Source organism: Ruegeria sp. AB9 (assembly GCF_056542585.1).
The window spans coordinates 653,332-672,162 of the sequence record NZ_JBQGAA010000001.1; the positions used below are offsets into that span (position 1 = coordinate 653,332).

An 18,831-nucleotide genomic window follows, 5' to 3' on the forward strand; every position below is an offset into this window, starting at 1 on the left:
TGATGTGTTCGGCGGGAGTATTTTCGAATAGATGAAGAGGTTATTCGCCGCGGGGGAACCGGGCGTTTTCCTCTACGGTGTTAAGATCCATGTGATTGCGCATGTAGCGCTCCGACGCTTTTTGCAGCGGCTGATAATCCCACGGGTAATATCCGCCCTGCCGCAACGCTTCGTACACGACCCAGCGCCGCGCCTGGCTGGCGCGGACATCGGCATCGAAGCGATCCAGATCCCAGCGAGCTTCGGATTTTGCGCGCAAGGTTTGCAGCGTGCCCGCGTGTTCGGGGCTGTCTGCGAGATTGGTCAGTTCGTGCGGGTCAGCTTCAAGATCAAACAGCTGATCCGGGTCCAATGCGCAGCGGTTGTATTTCCATTTGCCATAGCGAAGCGAGACCAGCGGCGCATAGGATGCTTCGGCTGCGTATTCCATGGCCACCGGTGCAGTTCGTTCTTCGCCTCGGGCTAGTGGCATCAGATTTTCGCCATCGGTCCATGGTGCGATTTCGCCCATGTCAACGCCTGCCAGAGCCCCAAGCGTTGGTGTTACGTCGATTGTTGATACCGGCGTATCAATCCGCCCGGCAGGCAGATCAGGCGACGCAATCATCAGCGGCACGCGCGCTGACCCCTCGTAGAAGTTCATTTTGAACCAAAGGCCCCGTTCACCCAGCATGTCGCCGTGATCCGAGACGAACAGGATAGTCGCCTCTTGCCGGGTTGTTTCCAGCACTTCGAGGATTTCACCAATCTTGTCGTCCAGATAGGAGATATTGGCGAAATAGGCGCGGCGGGACTTGCGGATGTCTTCTTCGGTGATGTCGAAGCTGCGCCAATCGTTGGCGTCGAAGATGCGCTTGGCGTGCGGGTCCTGATTGTCATAGCCGATATCCGCGACTTCGGGCTGCAGGTGCTCGCAATCCTCGTACAGATCCCAGTATTTGCGACGGGCCACGTATGGGTCATGCGGATGTGTGAAGCTGACTGTTACACACCATGGCCGGTCATCCTTGCCGCGGGCCAGATCGTAGAGTTTGGCTTTGGCGTTGTAAGCCACCTCGTCGTCGTATTCCATCTGGTTGGAAATCTCAGCGACACCCGCGCCGGTGACGGAGCCCATGTTGTGATACCACCAGTCGATCCGCTCACCCGGTTTGCGATAATCCGGCGTCCAGCCGAAGTCGGCCGGGTAAATGTCAGTGGTCAGACGATCCTCGAACCCGTGCATCTGATCGGGGCCCACAAAATGCATCTTGCCCGAAAGGCAGGTGTAATACCCGGCCCGACGCAGGTGATGGGCATAAGTGGGGATGTCACTGCGGAACTCGGCTGCGTTATCATAAACGCCTGTGCGCGAAGGCAACTGACCGGACATGAAACTGGCCCGCCCCGGCGCGCAGAGAGGAGACGCCGTATAGGTGTTGGCAAACCGGGTCGACCGTTCGGCCAGTTTCTTCAGGTTCGGAGCGTGAAGCCAGTCTGCGGGACCGTCTGGAAAGAGGGTCCCGTTCAGCTGATCCACCATCAGGATCAGAACGTTCGGTTTTGTCATTTTTCAGCCTCGAGCAGAGTGTTGAGCACACGCATCGCGTGGTTCACGGCCAGTTGCGGTTCTTCGGGGGCGCTGAGCGCTGCGCGGATATAAAGCCCGTCAATCAGAGCAACCATGTTCTCGGCCGCCTCGTGCGGATCAGACAGCTTGTTCCGCAGGGCGTCGGTCAGGTTTGATCTGATGCGCGCCTGATAGATTTGCCACAGGCGCAGGGCGTCATCATTGGTCTGCGCCAGCACATAAAAGGTCATCCAGGCTGCAATCACGTCGGGCGTGAAACAGGAGGGCGCAAAACAGGCCCGGACAATTGCTTGGGCCCGGTCCTCCGGCGCAGCCGCTTTCAGCTCGCCCCGTGCTTCTTCGCCGAAGTCAGACAGGATCTGACGCATAGCAGCCAGAAATATCTGATCCTTGCCACCAAAATAGTGGTGCGCCAGCGCGCTGGACATGCCCGCGCGTTTGGCAATCTGACTGACAGTTACATCAAGAGATTTCTTTACGCCCAACTCAGCGATCGTCGCGCGGACAATCGCATCCCGGCGGATTGGCTCCATTCCGACTTTTGGCATCGCTCCCCCCATGAACAGGCGTTATACGCCCACGCTAGGAGGTTTTTATTGACTCGTCAATTAATGAAAAACCGTAAGCCGCGGTCGTTACAGCTTGGGTGCAATGCTTGGAGGCGTCAAGTCCCTGCGATTCAGCACGAATTCGCGCCATGAGATAAAGCTTACGGCGGCCAGGATCAGTGTGCCGCCCGCAACAACCCAGACGTCAACACTTTCGTGGAAGACCACAGCGCCCAAAATCGTGGCCCAGATCAGCTGAAGAAACGTCACCGGCTGCGTGACAGCCACAGGCGCAGCCTGCAGCGCAAGAGTCATGAAGTAGTGACCAGCGGTTGCAAAGCAAGCCACGAGGAACAGAACCCCGAGATCCCGCAAACTTGGCTCCGTCCAAACGGCAAGTGCAAAGGGTATCAAGGCGATGGTCACCCAGATCGACAGATGCGCCACAACGACAGATGGCGGGACATCACGCACCAGAAGTTTGGCCAACAAATACGACCCTCCCAGAGTCAGGGCCGTTCCCAGCATGGCCAGATGGCCTGGTGACACTTCGCGGAATCCCGGTCGCAGGATGATCAGAACCCCGACCAGAGCGACAAGAATGGCCGCGATCCGGCGAAACGCCAGCTTCTCGCCCAGAAACAGGGCCGCTCCCAGAGTAACGTAAACCGGCGTCATGTAGTTCATGGCGGTGACTTCGGCCAACGGTATCTGTGTCATGGCAAAGAACCAGAGCATGACGGCGACGGCATGCACGACGCCTCGCAGACCGAACAGCGTCAGCAGGCGGGGTGTCAGGCGCGTTGCCATGATCGACCGCATGGCAGGCAACAAAAACACCAGTCCCAAGGCATAACGCAGGAAAGCAGCCTGGATCGGGTTCATCGTCGTGCCCAGCGATTTCACCAAAGCGGTCATCACGACAAAGGACAAACCGGCGGCAAACATCCAGAACATGCCGGCAAGCGGGCGGGACGATACGGCGAGTGTTGACATGGCTTAGGTTGAACACTGAATTCCGGTCGGGAACAACCCTTCACATGATAACAAGTTTCAGTGCGATACCCAGCATGACGACGCCGATCCCTGCGTCCAGTATCTGCCATGCACGCGGACGCGCAAAAAACGGCGACAGGACGCTTGCGCCGTAGCCAAGCGAAAAGAAGAACACGAAGCTCGATGTCATAGCACCCAGAGCAAACCCAAGCCGATCATCATATTGCGCCGAGATCGAGCCGATAAGCACCACCGTATCCAGATACACATGTGGATTCAGCCATGTAAAAGCGAACACCGTAAGCAGCGCGGCCTTCAAACTGGTCTGCCGACCATTGCCAATTTCCATCACCGCACCGCCCTGCCAGGCAGACCGAAAACTGCGCAACCCATACCAGGTCAGGAACGCGGCCCCACCATATCGCATCACAGTTTCAAACCAAGGGGCGGCCTGCGCTAATGTCCCAAATCCAGCCACACCTGCGCCAATCAGAAGGGTATCAGACACTGCGCAGGTCAGGCACAGAAGAAAGACATGTTCGCGCCGCAGTCCCTGTCGCAGGACAAAGGCGTTTTGCGCTCCGATGGCGAGAATCAGACTGAAACCCAGCGCGAAACCGGCGATCACGGATGTAGGCATGGGACCTCCTGCTTTTACAAAGCGTTGACTAGGCCCCTCGGCGCGATCTATCAAATTAAAGATGTTACCCCCAGTTAAGTTCTGCTAATGCTACTGGATCCTCACCAATTGGCCGCTTTGTCAGCCATTCTGCGCCATGGTAGTTTTGATGCAGCGGCAGCTGAACTGGCGGTGACTCCTTCGGCGATCTCTCAGCGGATAAAGGCGCTGGAGGATAGGGTGGGTGCATCCCTGATAAATCGGGGAACACCCTGCACTGGCACGCCAGCCGGGCAGCGCATCGCGCGCTACGCTGAAGATGTCGGCCTGCTTGAGGCGCAACTGGCCCGTGAATTGACACTGGAACAGGAACCCGAATCCGCCCGGGTCCGTATTGCAGTACCCGCCGACATTCTGGCGACCTGGTTCATTGACGCGATGGCGCAAGTCCCCAACATGTTGTTCGACCTTGTGATCGACGATCAGGACCATTCAGCAGACTGGCTGAAGCGAGGGGAGGTTAGCGCCGCCGTCACTGTTGGCGGACAGCCCGTGAGCGGTTGCGACGCGGTAGCATTGGGCGTTTTGAGATATCTGCCAACTGCCAGCCCGAAATTCATCGAGACGTGGTTCAAGGACGGCGTGACGGAAGAGACGCTTGGCAAGGCCCCCTGCCTTATCTTCAACCAGAAGGACGGCCTTCAGAAAGCGTGGATTGCGCAACACACTGGCAGCCGCCTTTCCGCCCCTTCCCACTTCCTGCCATCCTCGCATGGGTTCGTTGATGCCGCGATCGCCGGGCTCGGGTGGGGTATGAACCCCGCTGCGCTTGTGCAAAACTCTATGGAACGTGGACTGTTGCGCCCTGTTGTTCCCAATGCACCACTGGACGTCGCGCTTAGCTGGCAGGTCGGGAGGGTTCTTGCCCCGGCGCTTAAACCGCTTACACAGGCGGTCAAACGTGCTGCGGAGCGGGTTTTGCTCCCGTCACACAGCGAATAGTCAAATACCACATGATCGGAGGAACCGATGTTCTCACGCGACGCCCTCAGCTATGACCCCATTCCCTTGCCCGACCGATGCGAGATCGGAGATGCGGACATGCAAGGCGCGGTTCAGGCCTTTTTCGAAAAGATGCGGCAGCGTCATACTGTTCGGGATTTCACGGCGCGCCCAGTGGCTCGCGATGTGATCGAAACCTGCCTGCGTACTGCGGGAACAGCCCCGTCAGGGGCCAACCACCAACCCTGGCATTTTGCTGCCATCTCGGACCTTAACTTGAAACAGCGCATCCGCGAGGAAGCCGAAGAAGAAGAGCGCCGGTTCTATGCGGGTGGCGCGGGTGATGAGTGGATTAAGGCTTTGGAGCCCATCGGCACCAACGCTGTCAAAGAACATCTGACAATCGCGCCATGGCTGATCGTTGTTTTTGCTCAGCGCTGGGGGCAATTCGAAGACGGGACTCGGTTCAAGAACTACTACGTGCCCGAAAGTGTGAACATTGCCACCGGCTTTCTGTTGGCGGCGCTACATCACGCCGGTCTCAGCACCCTGACGCATACCCCGAACCCGATGCGGTTTCTGAACGACGCGCTGGACCGTCCCGCATCGGAAAAGCCAACGATGATCATCGCAGTTGGTCACCCATCAGACACCGCGACCGTGCCAGCGGTGGCGAAAATGAAGAAACCCTTAGAGGAGATTTCCTCGTTCTTTTAAGCGCCTTTGCTTGAACCCTTCGACCGGGAGGCGTCTTCCTGCTCCGGCATCATCATTCGATAGCACGTCACACAAGCTATCAGACTGGTGGCGACAATGAAGGCAACCGCCAATGCGACCTCGTGCATATGGGCGACTGCAGCCAGGGCGGCGGATAACAACACCGCCGTCAACCGGGCAAACGCCTTGATTGCTGCTGATCCCTGCACCCGTTGTTCCTTGGGCGCGACGTCCATGAAATAGAGCTGGCGTGCACTGCTGATTCCGGTCACCGCAACGGTGGCTACAAACAGCGCAATGGCATGCAGGTGCACCGCATGATCGATCCCCATATAGTGGAAAACCAGAAGAACGCCCCCGGTACCGGCCACCATCAGCGTTCCAACCACCATGACGGCGCGGTGAGATTTCATGTTCACCACTTGCCACAACGGCCCCGAGACAAGATACCCCGAAGCCGACGAAACAATCATCGCGGTCAGACCCTTGGCCGAGCTGTGATGCGCCTCGGCCGCGATCAGAGCGAAAAACGGAACCGAAAGTGAAACTGCAACCAAAGGCATTCGCATAACCATGTAGCGCCGAAACCAACGGTATTCGAACATGCTCAGAATACCTTTGACGTTCTCCTTCAACGAGAATTTCGGTGTCGCTTCTGCCTTTGCCTGCGGTTCGACCTTGCTCACATTCTCGGTCATCGCCAGCATCAAAAGCCCTGACATCATAAAGAACACAACCGCGACCCCGATCATGATTGAATGGCGCGAAAAGGGCGGGTTTTCCTTGGTAATCTGATGCACAAGCAGGGCAAGGCCAATGGCGCACAGGCCTCCACCACCGAGTTGCAGGTAATGCATCACCATGCGCGAACGTGAGTGGACATGGTCGCCCAGAAGATCAGTGAACATGAGGTTCTGAACCTCGTCCACAAGACCAATGACGAAAAAGATCGACACGAAAACCACCGCGATCAACGGCACGACCCCGGTCGCGGCCGCCGCCATTGCCAGCACGAGACAGGCACCGATAAGAGCTTCGGTCAGGGCAATGGCGCGCTTCTTTTGCGATTTCGCCGCGACGGATTGCGCCAGAAAGAAGTCAGAAATCATGCTGCCAACCATCCGCACCGAAACCAGCGCACCAGCCACGAACATAGGCAGCTCGAAGGACACGGCCAGAAACGGCAACACCACCGAAGGGCTGCCCAGAGTCCACGCAATCTGAGACACGATACTCTGCCCAGCGAGAACCGGCACGTTGCGCTTGGCCTTATCAGCAGTCACGTCCGTCATAGATCCTTCGGTTGCGTCATCCCGGAAGTTTCGTGTTATCCCAGCCTAAGCGTTTCGAGGGTTTCAGCCAATAACCCACGAAATCCGCCCGAAAACGAAAAAACCCGGCCGAATGGCCGGGTCTCACAATCGAAGTCTTCAACGGCTCAGAGTTGCGCCATCACCTCATCGGTAGCTTCGAAGTTGGTTGTAACGCGCTGTACGTCGTCATCATCTTCCAGCGCATCGACCAGCTTCATCAGCTTTTGCATGTCTTCCAGACCCAGCTCGGTCGTCGTGGTCGGTTTCCAGACCAACTTGGTGGACTCTGATTCGCCCAGCGCAGATTCCAACGCGTTCGAAACTTCGTTCAGATCAGTATCCGCGCACCAGATGATGTGACCGTCTTCCGAGCTTTCAACATCCTCGGCCCCGGCCTCGATCGCGGCTTCGAAGATCGTATCCGCATCGCCAGCATCCGCCTGATAGACAACCTCGCCCTTGCGGTCGAACATGAACCCGACCGAGCCGGTCTCACCAAGGTTCCCACCATTCTTCGAGAAGGTCGAGCGCACGGTCGATGCGGTGCGGTTGCGGTTGTCGGTCATGGTTTCGACGATCACGGCCACGCCGTTGGGGCCGTAGCCCTCATAGCGGATTTCTTCGTAATCGTCGCCTTCACCCGCAACCGATTTCTTGATCGCGCGGTCGATCACGTCCTTGGGGACCGAGTTCGACTTGGCCTCTTTCACCGCCAGACGCAGGCGCGGGTTCTTCTCGGGATCAGGGTCGCCCATCTTGGCGGCAACGGTGATCTCTTTCGACAGTTTGGAAAACAGTTTGGACCGCGCGGCGTCCTGACGCCCCTTGCGGTGCTGGATGTTGGCCCATTTGGAATGGCCTGCCATGTTGCGTCCTCGTCATCGTGATTGCGTGTTCGGCGCTCATATAGACGTTTGCGGGGGGCAGGATCAAGAGAGCGGCTTGCGACGATATCACTGACTTGTATGGTGACGGCATGACGACAGATCAGATCATTCTTTTTGCGCTTTTCATCACGGTCTTCGGAATGTTGCTTTGGGGTCGATTTCGATACGACCTTGTGGCTTTTGCCGCGCTGATGATCGGTGTCGTGCTGGGCGTTGTTCCCAAAGATGCTGCCTTTGCCGGGTTCGGCCATCCGGCGACTATCATTGTGGCGCTGGTTCTGGTCGTCTCTGCCGGTTTGGTCCGGTCAGGTGCAGTGTTTCTGATCACCCGCACTCTGGTCGATGCCTCGCGAGGCCTTGGCGCACATATTGCCCTGATGGGCGGGATCGGCGCGGTTCTGTCGGCCTTCATGAACAATGTGGCAGCCCTTGCACTGCTGATGCCAGTGGATATCCAGACCGCGCGCAAAGCCGGCCGGTCTGTGGGTCTGACTCTGATGCCGCTGAGCTTTGCCACTATTCTCGGTGGGATGGCCACGCTGATCGGGACCCCCCCGAACATCATCATCGCGTCAATCCGACAGGAAACACTGGGCGAGCCGTTTCACATGTTCGATTTTGCTCCGGTCGGTGGGCTGGCCGCGATTGCCGGCCTTGCCTTTGTCGCTTTGGTGGGCTGGCGTCTGATCCCAAATCGCGGACCTCAGACCGAGACATCAGAGACGCTGGCCGAATATATCGCCGAGCTGACCGTTCCCCCGGAATCGGCCCATATCGGCAAGCGGGTCAGCGAACTTTATGAGGCTGCCGAGAAATCCGACGTGGCCATCATCGGTTTGATCCGAGACGGCAAGCGGCGCTATGGCCGGTCTGCCCATGCCACATTGAAAGAAGGCGACGCACTGGTTCTGGAAGCCCGGCCCGAGGCGCTGGACGAATTCCGCGCCGCGCTCAATCTGGATTTCTCAGACACGCGTAGGCAGGAATTGCTAACGGCTGAGAGTGACGGGCTGGAAGTAATCGAAGTCGTTGTGCCGGAAAGCTCGCGTATCACGGGTCGCACTGCGCAAGGGCTTGGGCTGGCCTGGCGGCAGAGCACCGTTCTGATGGGCATCTCACGCCAGGGGCGTCGGATCACCGAGCAGGTCCGCAAGACCGAGGTAGAGCCAGGCGATATCCTGCTTCTGCTCTGCCCCCGCGATCGCGCTGCGGATGTCACGGAGTGGTTGGGCTGCCTGCCCCTTGCCGGGCGCGGGCTGAATGTTACTGCAAATGACAAGGCGTGGCTGGCCATCGGCCTGTTTGCCGCCGCTGTTTTGGCCGCAAGTATTGGATTGATCTACCTTCCTATCGCCTTGGGGCTGGTTGTCATTGCTTATGTGCTGACCAAGATCATGCCGATCAGTGACATCTACAATCACATCGAATGGCCGGTGGTCGTACTGTTGGGGTCGATGATTCCTCTGGGCAGCGCTTTGGAGACCTCGGGTGGCACGGAACTGATCGCCAATGCGTTGATCCAACTGACGAATGGCCTGCCTGCGTGGGCTATCCTGACCGTGCTGATGGTCGTGACCATGACCCTGTCGGATGTGCTGAACAACACAGCCACGGCCATTGTTGCCGCCCCGGTCGGCATCCAGATGGCGCGCACGCTGGAGGTTTCGCCCGACCCATTCCTCATGACCGTTGCCGTTGCTGCTTCGGCCGCCTTCCTGACCCCCATAGGACACAAGAACAACACGTTGGTTCTGGGTCCCGGCGGCTATCGGTTTGGCGATTACTGGCGCATGGGGCTGCCGCTGGAAGTCCTGATTATCGCCGTTTCTATCCCCGCCATCCTTGTCTTCTGGCCGCTGTGACGGGTAAAGGCTGCGCATGAAACGCTTTTTGATCCTGCAACTGCGCCCCGAAACGGATGCATCTGACGCCGAATACGCCTCGATCCTGAACCGGAGCGGGATGTCATCCGAGCAGACCCATCGCATCCGTCTGGACTGCGACGACCTGCCTGAAGGGTTGGATGTCACCGGCTATGCCGGTGTCATCGTAGGCGGAGGGCCGGGTTGCGTCAGTGATGACCCGGCAACCAAGTCCCCGCTAGATGCCCGTATTGAAGCGGCGATCATGGGGTTGATGCCACAGATTATTGCACAGGATCACCCTTTCATGGGCTGCTGTTATGGCCTTGGAATTCTGGCCGCGCATCTGGGCGGTGACGTCAGCAAGGCGCGGTATGGCGAGCCCGTGGGGCCATCCACTTGTCACCTCACCAAAGACGGCAAGCAGGACGCGTTGACCGCCGGGCTGGATACCACCTTTGACGCTTTTGTTGGCCATAAGGAAGCGGTTCAGACCCTGCCAGAGGGCTGCGTTCACCTTGTCTCGTCTGCCCCCTGTCCGTTTCAGATGATACGCTGGGGTCAGAATGTATATGCCACCCAGTTCCACCCCGAAGCCGATGCTAAAGACTTTGAACAGCGCATCAATATCTACAAGAACCACGGCTATTTTCCGCCCGAGGACGCGCAGAAACTGATCGGCCACTGCCATTCGGCTGATGTCACACAACCCGGCGAAATTCTGCGCCGCTTCGTCCGACGGTACGAGTGACCCAACGGCGCGGTTGCCTGCGCCTTCCTGCCTCGCTTAGGCTGATCTGACGCAACTTTGGGAGGAGTTGTCCTTGGATCTGCTTATAAACGTCGGTCTGCCGGTTTCGCTGGCCATTATCATGCTGTCTTTGGGTATCGGGCTGGAGGTTGCTGATTTCCGCCGGGTCCTGAACCGACGACACGCCTTTGCCATCGGGGCTGTTAGCCAAATCGTTCTTTTGCCGATTGCTGCCTTCGTGACGGTCAAGCTTTTTGCGTTACCGCCCGAGATCGCGGTTGGTTTTATGCTGCTCAGTTTTTGCCCCGGTGGCGTAACAAGCAATATCCTGTCCAAGCTCGCCAAAGCCGACGTGGCACTGTCGGTCAGCCTGACCGCAGTGATCAGCCTGTTGTCGATGATAACGGTCCCAATTCTGGCCGCGTGGTCGATTGGGCATTTCATGGGTGCAGAGGCACCTGAGGTTTCGATCACCGGGTTAGCGGTCGCACTCTTTCTGATCACGACACTGCCCGTGGCGATTGGCGTTGGAATTCGCAACTTTGCAACGGGCTTTGCAAACCGTATTGAGGCAGCGTTATCGACCCTGGCAACAATCCTGTTCGTTCTGGTTGTTGTCGCCGCGCTGGCCGCAAACTGGCAGCTGTTTGTTGACAACCTCGGCATCATGGGTGCGGGATTGATCTCATTGAACGTGGCTTTGTTGTTGATGGGTCTGGGGCTGGCACGCGCTGCAAATCTGTCGTGGAACGAGTGTAAGACCATTTCCATCGAAACCGGGATTCAGAACTCGACGCTGGGCATTACACTTGCCGCCCTGATCACAAACACTGACAGTGGGCTCAGCCCGCTGGCTCTGCCTTCGGCCGTGTATGGCATCACGATGTATGCCGTTGTTCTGCCATTTCTTGCCTGGTTCCGCCGCAGCTGAAAGGACAGTTTATGACGAATGACACAGTAGATGCGATTATCGTCGGCGCGGGTCTGGCAGGGCTGGCCGCTGCGGCCGAGTTGGGCGACCGGGGCAGAAAGGTGATCATTGTCGATCAGGAGCCCGAGAGCTTTCTGGGCGGACAGGCTTTCTGGAGCCTTGGCGGCCTGTTCATGGTTAACACACCTGAACAACGCCGCATGGGCATACACGACAGCCATGATCTGGCGCTGCGCGACTGGATGGGCAGCGCGCAGTTTGACCGCGAAGAAGACGTCTGGCCGCGCAAATGGGCCGAATCCTATGTCGAATTCGCCGCGGGCCAAATGCGCCCATGGCTGCACGAAATGGGCCTGCGCTGGTTTCCGGTCGTCGGCTGGGCCGAACGCGGTGGATCCTATGCGAATGGACACGGCAACTCGGTCCCGCGTTTTCACATCACATGGGGGACAGGGCCAGGTGTTCTGGAACACTTTATCCGTCGCGTCCGCGAGCACGTCAGCGCCGGGCTGATCCAGTTGAAATTCCGCCATCAGGTCAGCCATATCATCATGCAGAACGGCACCGCCAAGGGTGTGTCCGGTGAGGTTCTGGCCGATGACATTGCCCAGCGCGGCGGCAAGACCAACCGTGACGAGGTTGGCGAGTTCGAAGTTTATGCGCCCTCCGTCATCGTCACCTCGGGTGGGATCGGCGGTAATTTTGAAATGGTGCGGCAGAACTGGCCCAGGGATCGTCTGGGAGAACCGCCCAAAGACATGGTGGCCGGAGTACCATTTCACGTCGACGGCCGCATGATCGCGATCAGCGAAAAGGCAGGCGGCCATTTGATCAACGGCGACCGCATGTGGCATTACACCGAAGGCGTTCACAACTGGGATCCGATCTGGCCCGCCCATGGCATTCGCATTCTGCCCGGCCCCAGCTCAATGTGGTTCGATGCCAAGGGCAACCGTCTGGCCCCTCCCTGCCTGCCGGGGTTCGATACGCTGGGGACGTTGCGGGAAATCCTGAAGACCGGATATGAATACAGCTGGTTTGTTCTGACACAGAAGGTGATCAAGAAGGAATTCGCCCTGTCCGGGTCGGAACAAAACCCAGACTTCACCTCGGGCAGCTGGAAAGAGGTCATCCGTCAACGCATCTTGTCAGGAGCCAAGGCAACTGCCCCGGTCGAGGCGTTCAAGGAAAAGGGTGCAGATTTCGTCGTCGCCAATACGCTGACCGAACTGGTCAACGGCATGAACCATCTGGGCGGGGGACTGATAGACGAGGCCTATTTGCGCGCCCAGATCGAAGCGCGGGATTCTCAGGTCGACAACCCGTTCTCGAAAGACGCGCAAATGATGGCGATCCTTGCGGCGCGCAATTATCGTGGAGATAAGCTGATCCGCACCGCCAAACCGCACAAATTCCTCGATCCGAGCAACGGCCCATTGATTGCGGTCAAGCTACACGTTCTGACTCGCAAGACGTTGGGCGGGCTTCAGACCAATCTGGACAGTCAGATGATCGGAGCGGATGGGCAGGTCGTCCCCGGCCTGTTCGCAGCAGGCGAAGTCGCCGGGTTCGGCGGTGGCGGCTATCACGGCTATAACGCGCTGGAGGGCACGTTCCTGGGTGGCTGCATCTTTTCGGGTCGCAATGCCGGGCGGTCAAGGGCGGTCGCCTGACAGCCCTGCCCCGTTATTTGCGCATCAGCTTGATCACCGGCTCGCCCTGTGCATCCAGCAACGCCAGCGCGTTGCCTTGCATCGCGAAGGTCGTGATACTTTGCATCGCTTTCAGAAACTGCCGCTCGACCTCATCCAACGGGGGCGGGCACGCCATGAGGGTTGCCGCCATATTGTCCGGGAACGAGATGCGGTTATTGGAAATCTCGGCCAGACCATTGAATCGGTTACAGCCGCCACTTCCTGAAAATGCACCGTCTTGCCCGAAGGCAAGTTCGGGACGCTTCTCCGTCTCTATAGGCGCGCCATTCAGGCCCGAGGCGACCCATTCGGTGTTCTCCAGCGTCGCCGCGCCCTGATGTTGAACCTGTATCATCAGCAGGTCAGCGGCTTTCTCCGCGCCATCCGTCAGAACCGGGTAAACAGTATCCGTGGTGAACAGCATATTTTGCCCCTGCATCACCGAGGCACGCACGGCATAGCTGCGCCCATCGTGAATCAACGCGTCGTCGTAGGTCAGTTCAAATTGCGCAGGCACCCCGGTCAGAGCGTATCTTTGCGCAGCAAGCGTCGCGGCAGGCGCATCAGCCAATGAGATATCCTGAAGCTCGACGAAAAGGGTCGCGTCGGGCGGGAGTGCAATACGCTCTCGGTAGGTTGCGGTTCCCTCAACGGTTCCGGCAATCGATGCACCGCTTAGAACGGTCGCAATCGCAGCACCTGTAAATGTCGCGCGTCCTTTCGTCAGCATGGCAAATCCCCTTTGCAAATAACATTCACAAAAGATTGTACGTCACCCGACATTTACAAGTCTGCAGCCAACAAAGCGGCAAATCTGCGCCGACATTATAGCGGCCAGATCAACGGGATAAGCAGGGACGCCAGCAATCCGACCGTCAGGTTAAGCGGAACGCCCACTTTCATGAAGTCGGTAAATCTGTAGCCACCGGGGCCATAGACCATCATATTTGTCTGATACCCGATCGGCGTTGCAAAGGATGCCGAGGCCGCAACCATAACCGCGACCACCAACGGACGCGGATCTATTCCCACAGCCTGTGCCAAGCCGATTGCAATCGGGGTGACGACAACCGCAACGGCGTTGTTGGAGACCAGTTCGGTCAGCACCGAGGTCAGCAGGTAAATCGCCCAGATAATCAGAAACGGCGGCAAGGCGCTGAGCCCCGGTGCCACAGCTTCGACAATCAGCGACACCGCGCCAGAGCTATCCAGTGCCGCACCAATGGCAAGCATTGCGAAAATCAGCGCCAACAGGCGGCCCTCGACAAAGGAAAACGCCTCATCCGCGTCAATACAACGGGTCATAAGGACGACGGCGACAGCAACAATCGACAATAGCAGGATTGGCGCAACGCCCAGCGCAGCGAGGGCGACAATCCCTATAAGAGCGCCAATCGCAATGGGAGCATGGCTGCGACGGAAGGCCCGAGCGGACGGTTGGGTGACGTCCACCATGTCCATTTCGGCCGCAAGCCGCTGGATATCCGCCGGGGCACCTTCCAAAAGCAGCGTATCCCCAACCCGGACCACCAAATCATCCAATTGGCGGCCAATGTTCTGGTTGCGGCGGTGCACTGCCAACACATAGACGCCATACCGACGGCGAAGTCGCATCATTCCCAGGGTCCGACCCACCAAACGGCACCCGGGCGTGATCAACACCTCAACTGTCCTGGTTTCAACGGCGGACACCTGATCCACGCGTTTGAGTTCTCTGTTTCGCTGAAGGCTCAGCAGTTCGGTCATCTCGGTGCGTAAAACCACCCGATCGCCAACTTTCAGTTCGACGCCTTTCAGGTTACGTCGCAGCGACTCGTCTCCCCGGATAACATCGATCAGGCGCACGCCGGGGCGCTTGAACAACTGCACCCCGTTCACTTCGCGTCCGATCAAGTTGCTGTCCGGTGGAATGACAGCTTCGGTGAAGAATTTCATCTTGGACCGGTCGCTCAGGAGTGTCGCCATGCTGTCCCTCTCAGGCAACAGCTTGGGCGCGATGAACCGCAAGTAGATCATGCCGTAGATCACCAGAGCGATCCCCAAAGGCGTGACTTCGAAAATCGTGAAGGCTTTCATGCCCTGGGCGCGAGCGACCCCATCCACGAGCAGGTTGGTCGATGTGCCGATCAGTGTCAGCGTGCCGCCCAGAATGGCGGCATAGCTCAATGGAATCAACAGCTTCGACGCAGGCACATTCAGGGTTCGGGAAATTTGGACAAAAACCGGGATCATCACCACAACAACCGGTGTATTTGACACCACCGCCGAGGCCAGCACGACGAAGCCCATAAGCAAACCAATGGCAATCCGCGGGTTCACCTGAGCTTGCTTTTGCGCGGTCGAAGTGAACGAGTCCAACGCCCCGGTCCGCACCAAGGCCCCCATGATGATGAACATCGCACCAATTGTCCAAGGCGCGGGGTTGGACAGAACCGCCAATGCGCTTTGATAGGGCAGAATGCCGGTCACAAGCATCAGAGAAACACCACCAATGGCCACGACCTCGGTCGGATAAACTTCGCGCAGAAACATGATGAACATGCCCGCAACGATGAGCAGCGCCAGAACTGCGCTCCCTGTGTCTGTCAGTGAAAGGAAATTCATTCGTGGTATTCTGTCCGAACCCGGGCCCAAGCGCCTGATGGCATACAGTTTCACGCATTGCGCGCAGCAGAGCAAGCCTGACGTTGATTATTAGGGCCCGGCTTGTTCCAGACGCCCCCCGACGCGCACCATACGCACCGATTTGGCGTGACCATCACGATCATCGGTTTCCACGAACACGCCGCTCAATGTGGCCTCGCCGTTGGCAGGGGTAAACCGAGCCTTGGGCATACCGGTGATGAACCGGCGCATGGGCTCCTGCTTGTCCATGCCGATGACCGAATCGTAATCTCCGCACATGCCCGCATCCGTCAAATAGGCGGTGCCACCCGGCAGAATTTGGGAATCCGCTGTTGGTACATGGGTATGCGTGCCAACCACGAGGCTTGCGCGCTTGTCACAATAGTGCCCCATCGCCATCTTCTCGGACGTCGCCTCGCAATGCATATCCACGATGATGGCCTGCGCCTGTCCGCCTCGCGGATGCGACTTGAGGATCGGCTCAATGGCCGAGAACGGATCATCGAACGGTCGTTTCATAAAGACCTGACCCAGCACCTGCACCACCAGAACCTTGCGCCCGCCCGGTGCAGTGAACAGCCGATGACCCCGCCCCGGTGCACCTTTGGCAAAGTTCACAGGGCGCACGATGCGCTGTTCTTTCTCGATATATTGCAACATGTCCTTCTGATCGAAGGCATGATCACCCAGCGTCAGACAATCAGCCCCCGCATCAAGTAGCAGCTTGGCGTGATCGCCGCTCAACCCCATGCCGTTCGATGCGTTTTCGCCATTGACCACTACGAAATCCAGCCGCCATTCGTCGCGCAGGCGCGGCAAATGCTGCTGAACGGCCGCACGCCCAGCGCGCCCCATGACATCACCAAGAAACAATATCCTCATGATCCGGGTCGTAGGGGCTGTACACGGCAATAACAAGGCGGAACCGTGAAAATCACACGCGTCAGAGGGTTGAATTCACATGCAACCGTGGCAATGTGTAACTTTGCCTAGCCAGATTGAGGGAATTCACCGTGAGATCGTTGGCAATTCTGACAATTGGCCTTGTGGCCGCCTCCAGCGTCATGGCGGAAGGCACAAAAACATCCATGGCTAATCCCGCTGCAACCTTTTGTGTTGAGAATGATGGCGTTTACCAACTTCGGAACAACGAAGATGGCAGTGTCTACGGTGTTTGCATCCTGAAAGACGGCACCGAGGTGGATGCCTGGGATTACTTGCGCAGCCACTTCGAACAATAGCAGCTAGAAACTTAGCACGCGGCTTTCCGTTATGACCATATCAAGCGATTGGTCGGTCGGCTCGAGCGGCAGATTCTGCGCCTCTTGCGCGTCAAAGGCGAAGCCAACGGCAAGCGTTGGTCGCTTGGCGCGCAGACCTTCCAGCGTCCGGTCGTAAAACCCGCCGCCGTACCCCAGGCGCCCACCTTTCGCATCGAATGCGACCAGCGGTACGATCAGAATCTCGGGTTCGAAAAAGTCGTCCACCTCGGGCACCTTGGCGCCAAACGGACCATCTTTGAGCGCACCTTCGGGTGTCCAGCGAGAGAATTTCAGCGGCTGACCAGCTGCTTGGATGACAGGCACCCCTACCGGGCCATAAGCCGATGCCTCCGCCATTGCGGGAAGCGGGTCGATCTCGGTCCGGATCGGCATATAGCCCGACATGGGCACGCCACGATGCCCGGCAAGAACTTCGGACAAACGCCCTGCGGCACCCGGCAGGCGGGTATCAAATGCAGCCTTGCGGCGCGCAAAAGCCACTTTGCGTGCAGCGGCTTTGATTTCGGTCAGGTCGGTCACAGTAGCACCACGCTGGCAAGCCCAAGAAAGATGAAGAACCCCATGACATCCGTTGTGGTTGTCACAAAGGTTCCCGACGCCAGCGCTGGGTCGATGCCCAAACGGTCCAGCACGACCGGTACTACCGTACCTGCAAATCCAGCGATGATCATATTCACGACCAAGGCCGATCCGATCACGACACCCAACAGCGGAGAGTCAAACCAAAGCATCCCCACGGTTCCCAACACGATGGCAAAACACAGCCCGTTGAGCATACCGACAAGCAATTCGCGCCGGATCACCCGCATCACGTTTGCATCGGTCAGGTCGCGCGTTGCCAGTGCGCGCACGGCAACCGTCAGCGATTGCGTGCCCGCATTGCCCCCCATCGAAGCCACAATCGGCATCAGGATGGCCAGCGCGACCAACTGATCGATCGCCGCCTCGAACTGCGAAATCACCAGTGAGGCACAAATTGCCGTGCACAGGTTCACCGCCAGCCACGGCAATCGTCGGCGGCTGGTGGCGGCCACACTGTCGGACAAAGAGCTTTCGTCGCTCACACCGGCAAGACGCAGGATGTCTTCTTCATGCTCTTCATCAAGAACCACCATGGCATCGTCAATGGTGATAACACCAACCAGACGACCGTCCGCATCTACAACCGGGGCTGAGATCAGGTGGTACTGGTTAAAGGCATAGGCCACGTCTTCCTCATCCTGATCGACGGGGATGATGTGAAACTCCTCTTCGGTCAGATCATGCAGCGGCACCTCACGCCGTGCTGCCATCAGCTTGCCCAACGTCACCTGCGCCACCGGTTTCAGGCGCGGATCAACCAGAACGACGTGATAGAACTGCTCGGGCAAATCGTCATTGGCGCGCATGAAATCAATGGCTTGCCCAACGGTCCAATGCTCGGGCGCCATGACGACTTCGCGCTGCATGAGACGACCAGCCGAGTTTTCAGGGTAGGACAACGCCTGTTCGGCGGCGAGCCGCTCGGAATCTTCCAGCGCGTCCAGAATGGTTTCCTGCTGCGGTTCCTCAAGATCTTCCAGCAGGTCGACGACGTCATCGCTTTCCATCTCACGCACGGCTTCCGCCAGAACGTCGGGTTTCAGAACGCCAATGATCTCTTCCCGGATCGCCTCATCGAGTTCAGACAGGATGTCGCCGTCGAATTCCTTGTCGTAAAGGCGGATCAGTCGCGCACGGTCATAGGGGTTGATCTGTTCCAGCAGGTCGGCGATGTCGGCAGCGTGAAGCGGCTCCATCAGTTCGATCAGCTTGTCACGGTCGTCAACGTCTACTGCATACAGGATCGCCACCACAGTCTTGGGATCCAGCGCGTAGGCGTCCTCGTCCCGGGGCTGATCGTGTCCGACTTCGTCACTGCCTGTCGTCATGCGCTGCCCCCTTTTTTCGGCGATTGGCTTCTAAATAGAAGAAGCAGCTACCGGAAAACAATGACAATGCGCCGATTTACCCACTTCTTTCACCCGACTATGCTGGTGCGCAGTTCCAAACAG

At 58.1% G+C, this 18,831-nt stretch carries 18 protein-coding genes; 7 read left to right on the forward strand and 11 right to left on the reverse strand.

Annotated features, from left to right (window positions below; translation table 11 throughout):
• Positions 1 to 40: 40 nt before the first annotated feature.
• The 4 genes from betC to ACR0K5_RS03355 form a co-directional block, all read right to left on the reverse strand.
• Entirely contained in the window at positions 41 to 1,549 is a 1,509-nt protein-coding gene (gene betC, locus ACR0K5_RS03340; protein WP_480628312.1) for a choline-sulfatase, read from the reverse strand.
• Positions 1,546 to 2,118, reverse strand: a complete 573-nt coding sequence (gene betI / locus ACR0K5_RS03345; protein WP_480628313.1) for a choline-binding transcriptional repressor BetI — start codon at positions 2,116 to 2,118, stop codon at positions 1,546 to 1,548. The genes betC and betI overlap by 4 nt, the downstream gene beginning before the upstream one ends.
• Before the next feature lie 87 nt (positions 2,119 to 2,205).
• Entirely contained in the window at positions 2,206 to 3,114 is a 909-nt protein-coding gene (locus ACR0K5_RS03350) for a DMT family transporter (RefSeq protein ID WP_480628314.1), read from the reverse strand.
• Between the two features lie 40 nt (positions 3,115 to 3,154).
• Entirely contained in the window at positions 3,155 to 3,754 is a 600-nt protein-coding gene (locus tag ACR0K5_RS03355) for a LysE/ArgO family amino acid transporter (RefSeq protein ID WP_480628315.1), read from the reverse strand.
• Between the two features lie 87 nt (positions 3,755 to 3,841).
• Between ACR0K5_RS03355 and ACR0K5_RS03360 the strand changes: the two genes are divergently transcribed.
• The gene (locus tag ACR0K5_RS03360; RefSeq protein ID WP_480628316.1) at positions 3,842 to 4,735 is read left to right on the forward strand and encodes a LysR family transcriptional regulator ArgP; all 894 of its coding nucleotides are present in this window, start codon (positions 3,842 to 3,844) and stop codon (positions 4,733 to 4,735) included.
• Positions 4,736 to 4,762: 27 nt separating this feature from the next.
• Positions 4,763 to 5,452, forward strand: coding sequence for a nitroreductase family protein (locus ACR0K5_RS03365; protein WP_480628317.1), 690 nt, complete (start codon positions 4,763 to 4,765; stop codon positions 5,450 to 5,452).
• Here the strand turns inward: ACR0K5_RS03365 and ACR0K5_RS03370 are convergent.
• Entirely contained in the window at positions 5,449 to 6,744 is a 1,296-nt protein-coding gene (locus ACR0K5_RS03370) for an MFS transporter (RefSeq protein WP_480628318.1), read from the reverse strand. The two genes, ACR0K5_RS03365 and ACR0K5_RS03370, sit on opposite strands and share 4 nt — an antisense overlap.
• A 146-nt stretch (positions 6,745 to 6,890) precedes the next feature.
• Entirely contained in the window at positions 6,891 to 7,631 is a 741-nt protein-coding gene (locus ACR0K5_RS03375; RefSeq protein ID WP_480628319.1) for a YebC/PmpR family DNA-binding transcriptional regulator, read from the reverse strand.
• A 110-nt stretch (positions 7,632 to 7,741) separates the two neighbouring features.
• Between ACR0K5_RS03375 and ACR0K5_RS03380 the strand changes: the two genes are divergently transcribed.
• From ACR0K5_RS03380 to ACR0K5_RS03395, 4 genes are all read left to right on the forward strand, one after another.
• Positions 7,742 to 9,514 carry an SLC13 family permease gene (locus ACR0K5_RS03380; RefSeq protein ID WP_480628320.1) on the forward strand — a complete coding sequence of 591 codons (1,773 nt, stop codon included), beginning with the start codon at positions 7,742 to 7,744 and terminating at the stop codon, positions 9,512 to 9,514.
• Positions 9,515 to 9,530: 16 nt separating this feature from the next.
• On the forward strand, positions 9,531 to 10,265 hold the full coding sequence (locus tag ACR0K5_RS03385; protein ID WP_480628321.1) for a glutamine amidotransferase: 735 nt from the start codon (positions 9,531 to 9,533) through the stop codon (positions 10,263 to 10,265).
• A gap of 73 nt (positions 10,266 to 10,338) precedes the next feature.
• A complete protein-coding gene (locus tag ACR0K5_RS03390) occupies positions 10,339 to 11,196 on the forward strand; it encodes a bile acid:sodium symporter family protein (RefSeq protein WP_480628322.1) in 858 nt (285 codons plus the stop codon).
• An 11-nt stretch (positions 11,197 to 11,207) separates the two neighbouring features.
• Positions 11,208 to 12,869 carry an FAD-binding dehydrogenase gene (locus ACR0K5_RS03395; protein ID WP_480628323.1) on the forward strand — a complete coding sequence of 554 codons (1,662 nt, stop codon included), beginning with the start codon at positions 11,208 to 11,210 and terminating at the stop codon, positions 12,867 to 12,869.
• Positions 12,870 to 12,882: 13 nt separating this feature from the next.
• Here the strand turns inward: ACR0K5_RS03395 and ACR0K5_RS03400 are convergent, their stop codons facing one another.
• The 3 genes from ACR0K5_RS03400 to ACR0K5_RS03410 form a co-directional block, all read right to left on the reverse strand.
• The gene (locus ACR0K5_RS03400; protein WP_480628324.1) at positions 12,883 to 13,620 is read right to left on the reverse strand and encodes a YbaY family lipoprotein; all 738 of its coding nucleotides are present in this window, start codon (positions 13,618 to 13,620) and stop codon (positions 12,883 to 12,885) included.
• 95 nt (positions 13,621 to 13,715) lie between these two features.
• Complete coding sequence (locus ACR0K5_RS03405) at positions 13,716 to 15,494, reverse strand: SLC13 family permease (protein WP_480628325.1); 1,779 nt, start codon at positions 15,492 to 15,494, stop codon at positions 13,716 to 13,718.
• 90 nt (positions 15,495 to 15,584) lie between these two features.
• Positions 15,585 to 16,397: a TIGR00282 family metallophosphoesterase gene (locus ACR0K5_RS03410; RefSeq protein ID WP_480628326.1), complete on the reverse strand. Its 813-nt coding sequence runs from the start codon at positions 16,395 to 16,397 to the stop codon at positions 15,585 to 15,587.
• Positions 16,398 to 16,528: 131 nt separating this feature from the next.
• Between ACR0K5_RS03410 and ACR0K5_RS03415 the strand changes: the two genes are divergently transcribed.
• Positions 16,529 to 16,756 carry a putative hemolysin gene (locus tag ACR0K5_RS03415; RefSeq protein ID WP_480628327.1) on the forward strand — a complete coding sequence of 76 codons (228 nt, stop codon included), beginning with the start codon at positions 16,529 to 16,531 and terminating at the stop codon, positions 16,754 to 16,756.
• A gap of 3 nt (positions 16,757 to 16,759) precedes the next feature.
• Here ACR0K5_RS03415 and ACR0K5_RS03420 read toward each other — a convergent pair whose 3' ends face one another.
• Entirely contained in the window at positions 16,760 to 17,317 is a 558-nt protein-coding gene (locus ACR0K5_RS03420; protein ID WP_480628328.1) for a 5-formyltetrahydrofolate cyclo-ligase, read from the reverse strand.
• Positions 17,314 to 18,708, reverse strand: a complete 1,395-nt coding sequence (mgtE, locus tag ACR0K5_RS03425; RefSeq protein WP_480628329.1) for a magnesium transporter — start codon at positions 18,706 to 18,708, stop codon at positions 17,314 to 17,316. Before mgtE ends, ACR0K5_RS03420 begins: the two co-directional genes overlap by 4 nt.
• Between the last annotated feature and the right edge of the window lie 123 nt (positions 18,709 to 18,831).

Excerpts from the sequence above, each read along its gene's own strand:
- betC (WP_480628312.1), bottom strand. The coding sequence starts at position 1,549 with ATGACAAAACCGAACGTTCTGATCCTGATGGTGGATCAGCTGAACGGG.
- betI (WP_480628313.1), bottom strand. The coding sequence starts at position 2,118 with ATGCCAAAAGTCGGAATGGAGCCAATCCGCCGGGATGCGATTGTCCGC.
- ACR0K5_RS03350 (WP_480628314.1), bottom strand. The coding sequence starts at position 3,114 with ATGTCAACACTCGCCGTATCGTCCCGCCCGCTTGCCGGCATGTTCTGG.
- ACR0K5_RS03355 (WP_480628315.1), bottom strand. The coding sequence starts at position 3,754 with ATGCCTACATCCGTGATCGCCGGTTTCGCGCTGGGTTTCAGTCTGATT.
- ACR0K5_RS03360 (WP_480628316.1), top strand. The coding sequence starts at position 3,842 with ATGCTACTGGATCCTCACCAATTGGCCGCTTTGTCAGCCATTCTGCGC.
- ACR0K5_RS03365 (WP_480628317.1), top strand. The coding sequence starts at position 4,763 with ATGTTCTCACGCGACGCCCTCAGCTATGACCCCATTCCCTTGCCCGAC.
- ACR0K5_RS03370 (WP_480628318.1), bottom strand. The coding sequence starts at position 6,744 with ATGACGGACGTGACTGCTGATAAGGCCAAGCGCAACGTGCCGGTTCTC.
- ACR0K5_RS03375 (WP_480628319.1), bottom strand. The coding sequence starts at position 7,631 with ATGGCAGGCCATTCCAAATGGGCCAACATCCAGCACCGCAAGGGGCGT.
- ACR0K5_RS03380 (WP_480628320.1), top strand. The coding sequence starts at position 7,742 with ATGACGACAGATCAGATCATTCTTTTTGCGCTTTTCATCACGGTCTTC.
- ACR0K5_RS03385 (WP_480628321.1), top strand. The coding sequence starts at position 9,531 with ATGAAACGCTTTTTGATCCTGCAACTGCGCCCCGAAACGGATGCATCT.
- ACR0K5_RS03395 (WP_480628323.1), top strand. The coding sequence starts at position 11,208 with ATGACGAATGACACAGTAGATGCGATTATCGTCGGCGCGGGTCTGGCA.
- ACR0K5_RS03400 (WP_480628324.1), bottom strand. The coding sequence starts at position 13,620 with ATGCTGACGAAAGGACGCGCGACATTTACAGGTGCTGCGATTGCGACC.
- ACR0K5_RS03405 (WP_480628325.1), bottom strand. The coding sequence starts at position 15,494 with ATGAATTTCCTTTCACTGACAGACACAGGGAGCGCAGTTCTGGCGCTG.
- ACR0K5_RS03410 (WP_480628326.1), bottom strand. The coding sequence starts at position 16,397 with ATGAGGATATTGTTTCTTGGTGATGTCATGGGGCGCGCTGGGCGTGCG.
- mgtE (WP_480628329.1), bottom strand. The coding sequence starts at position 18,708 with ATGACGACAGGCAGTGACGAAGTCGGACACGATCAGCCCCGGGACGAG.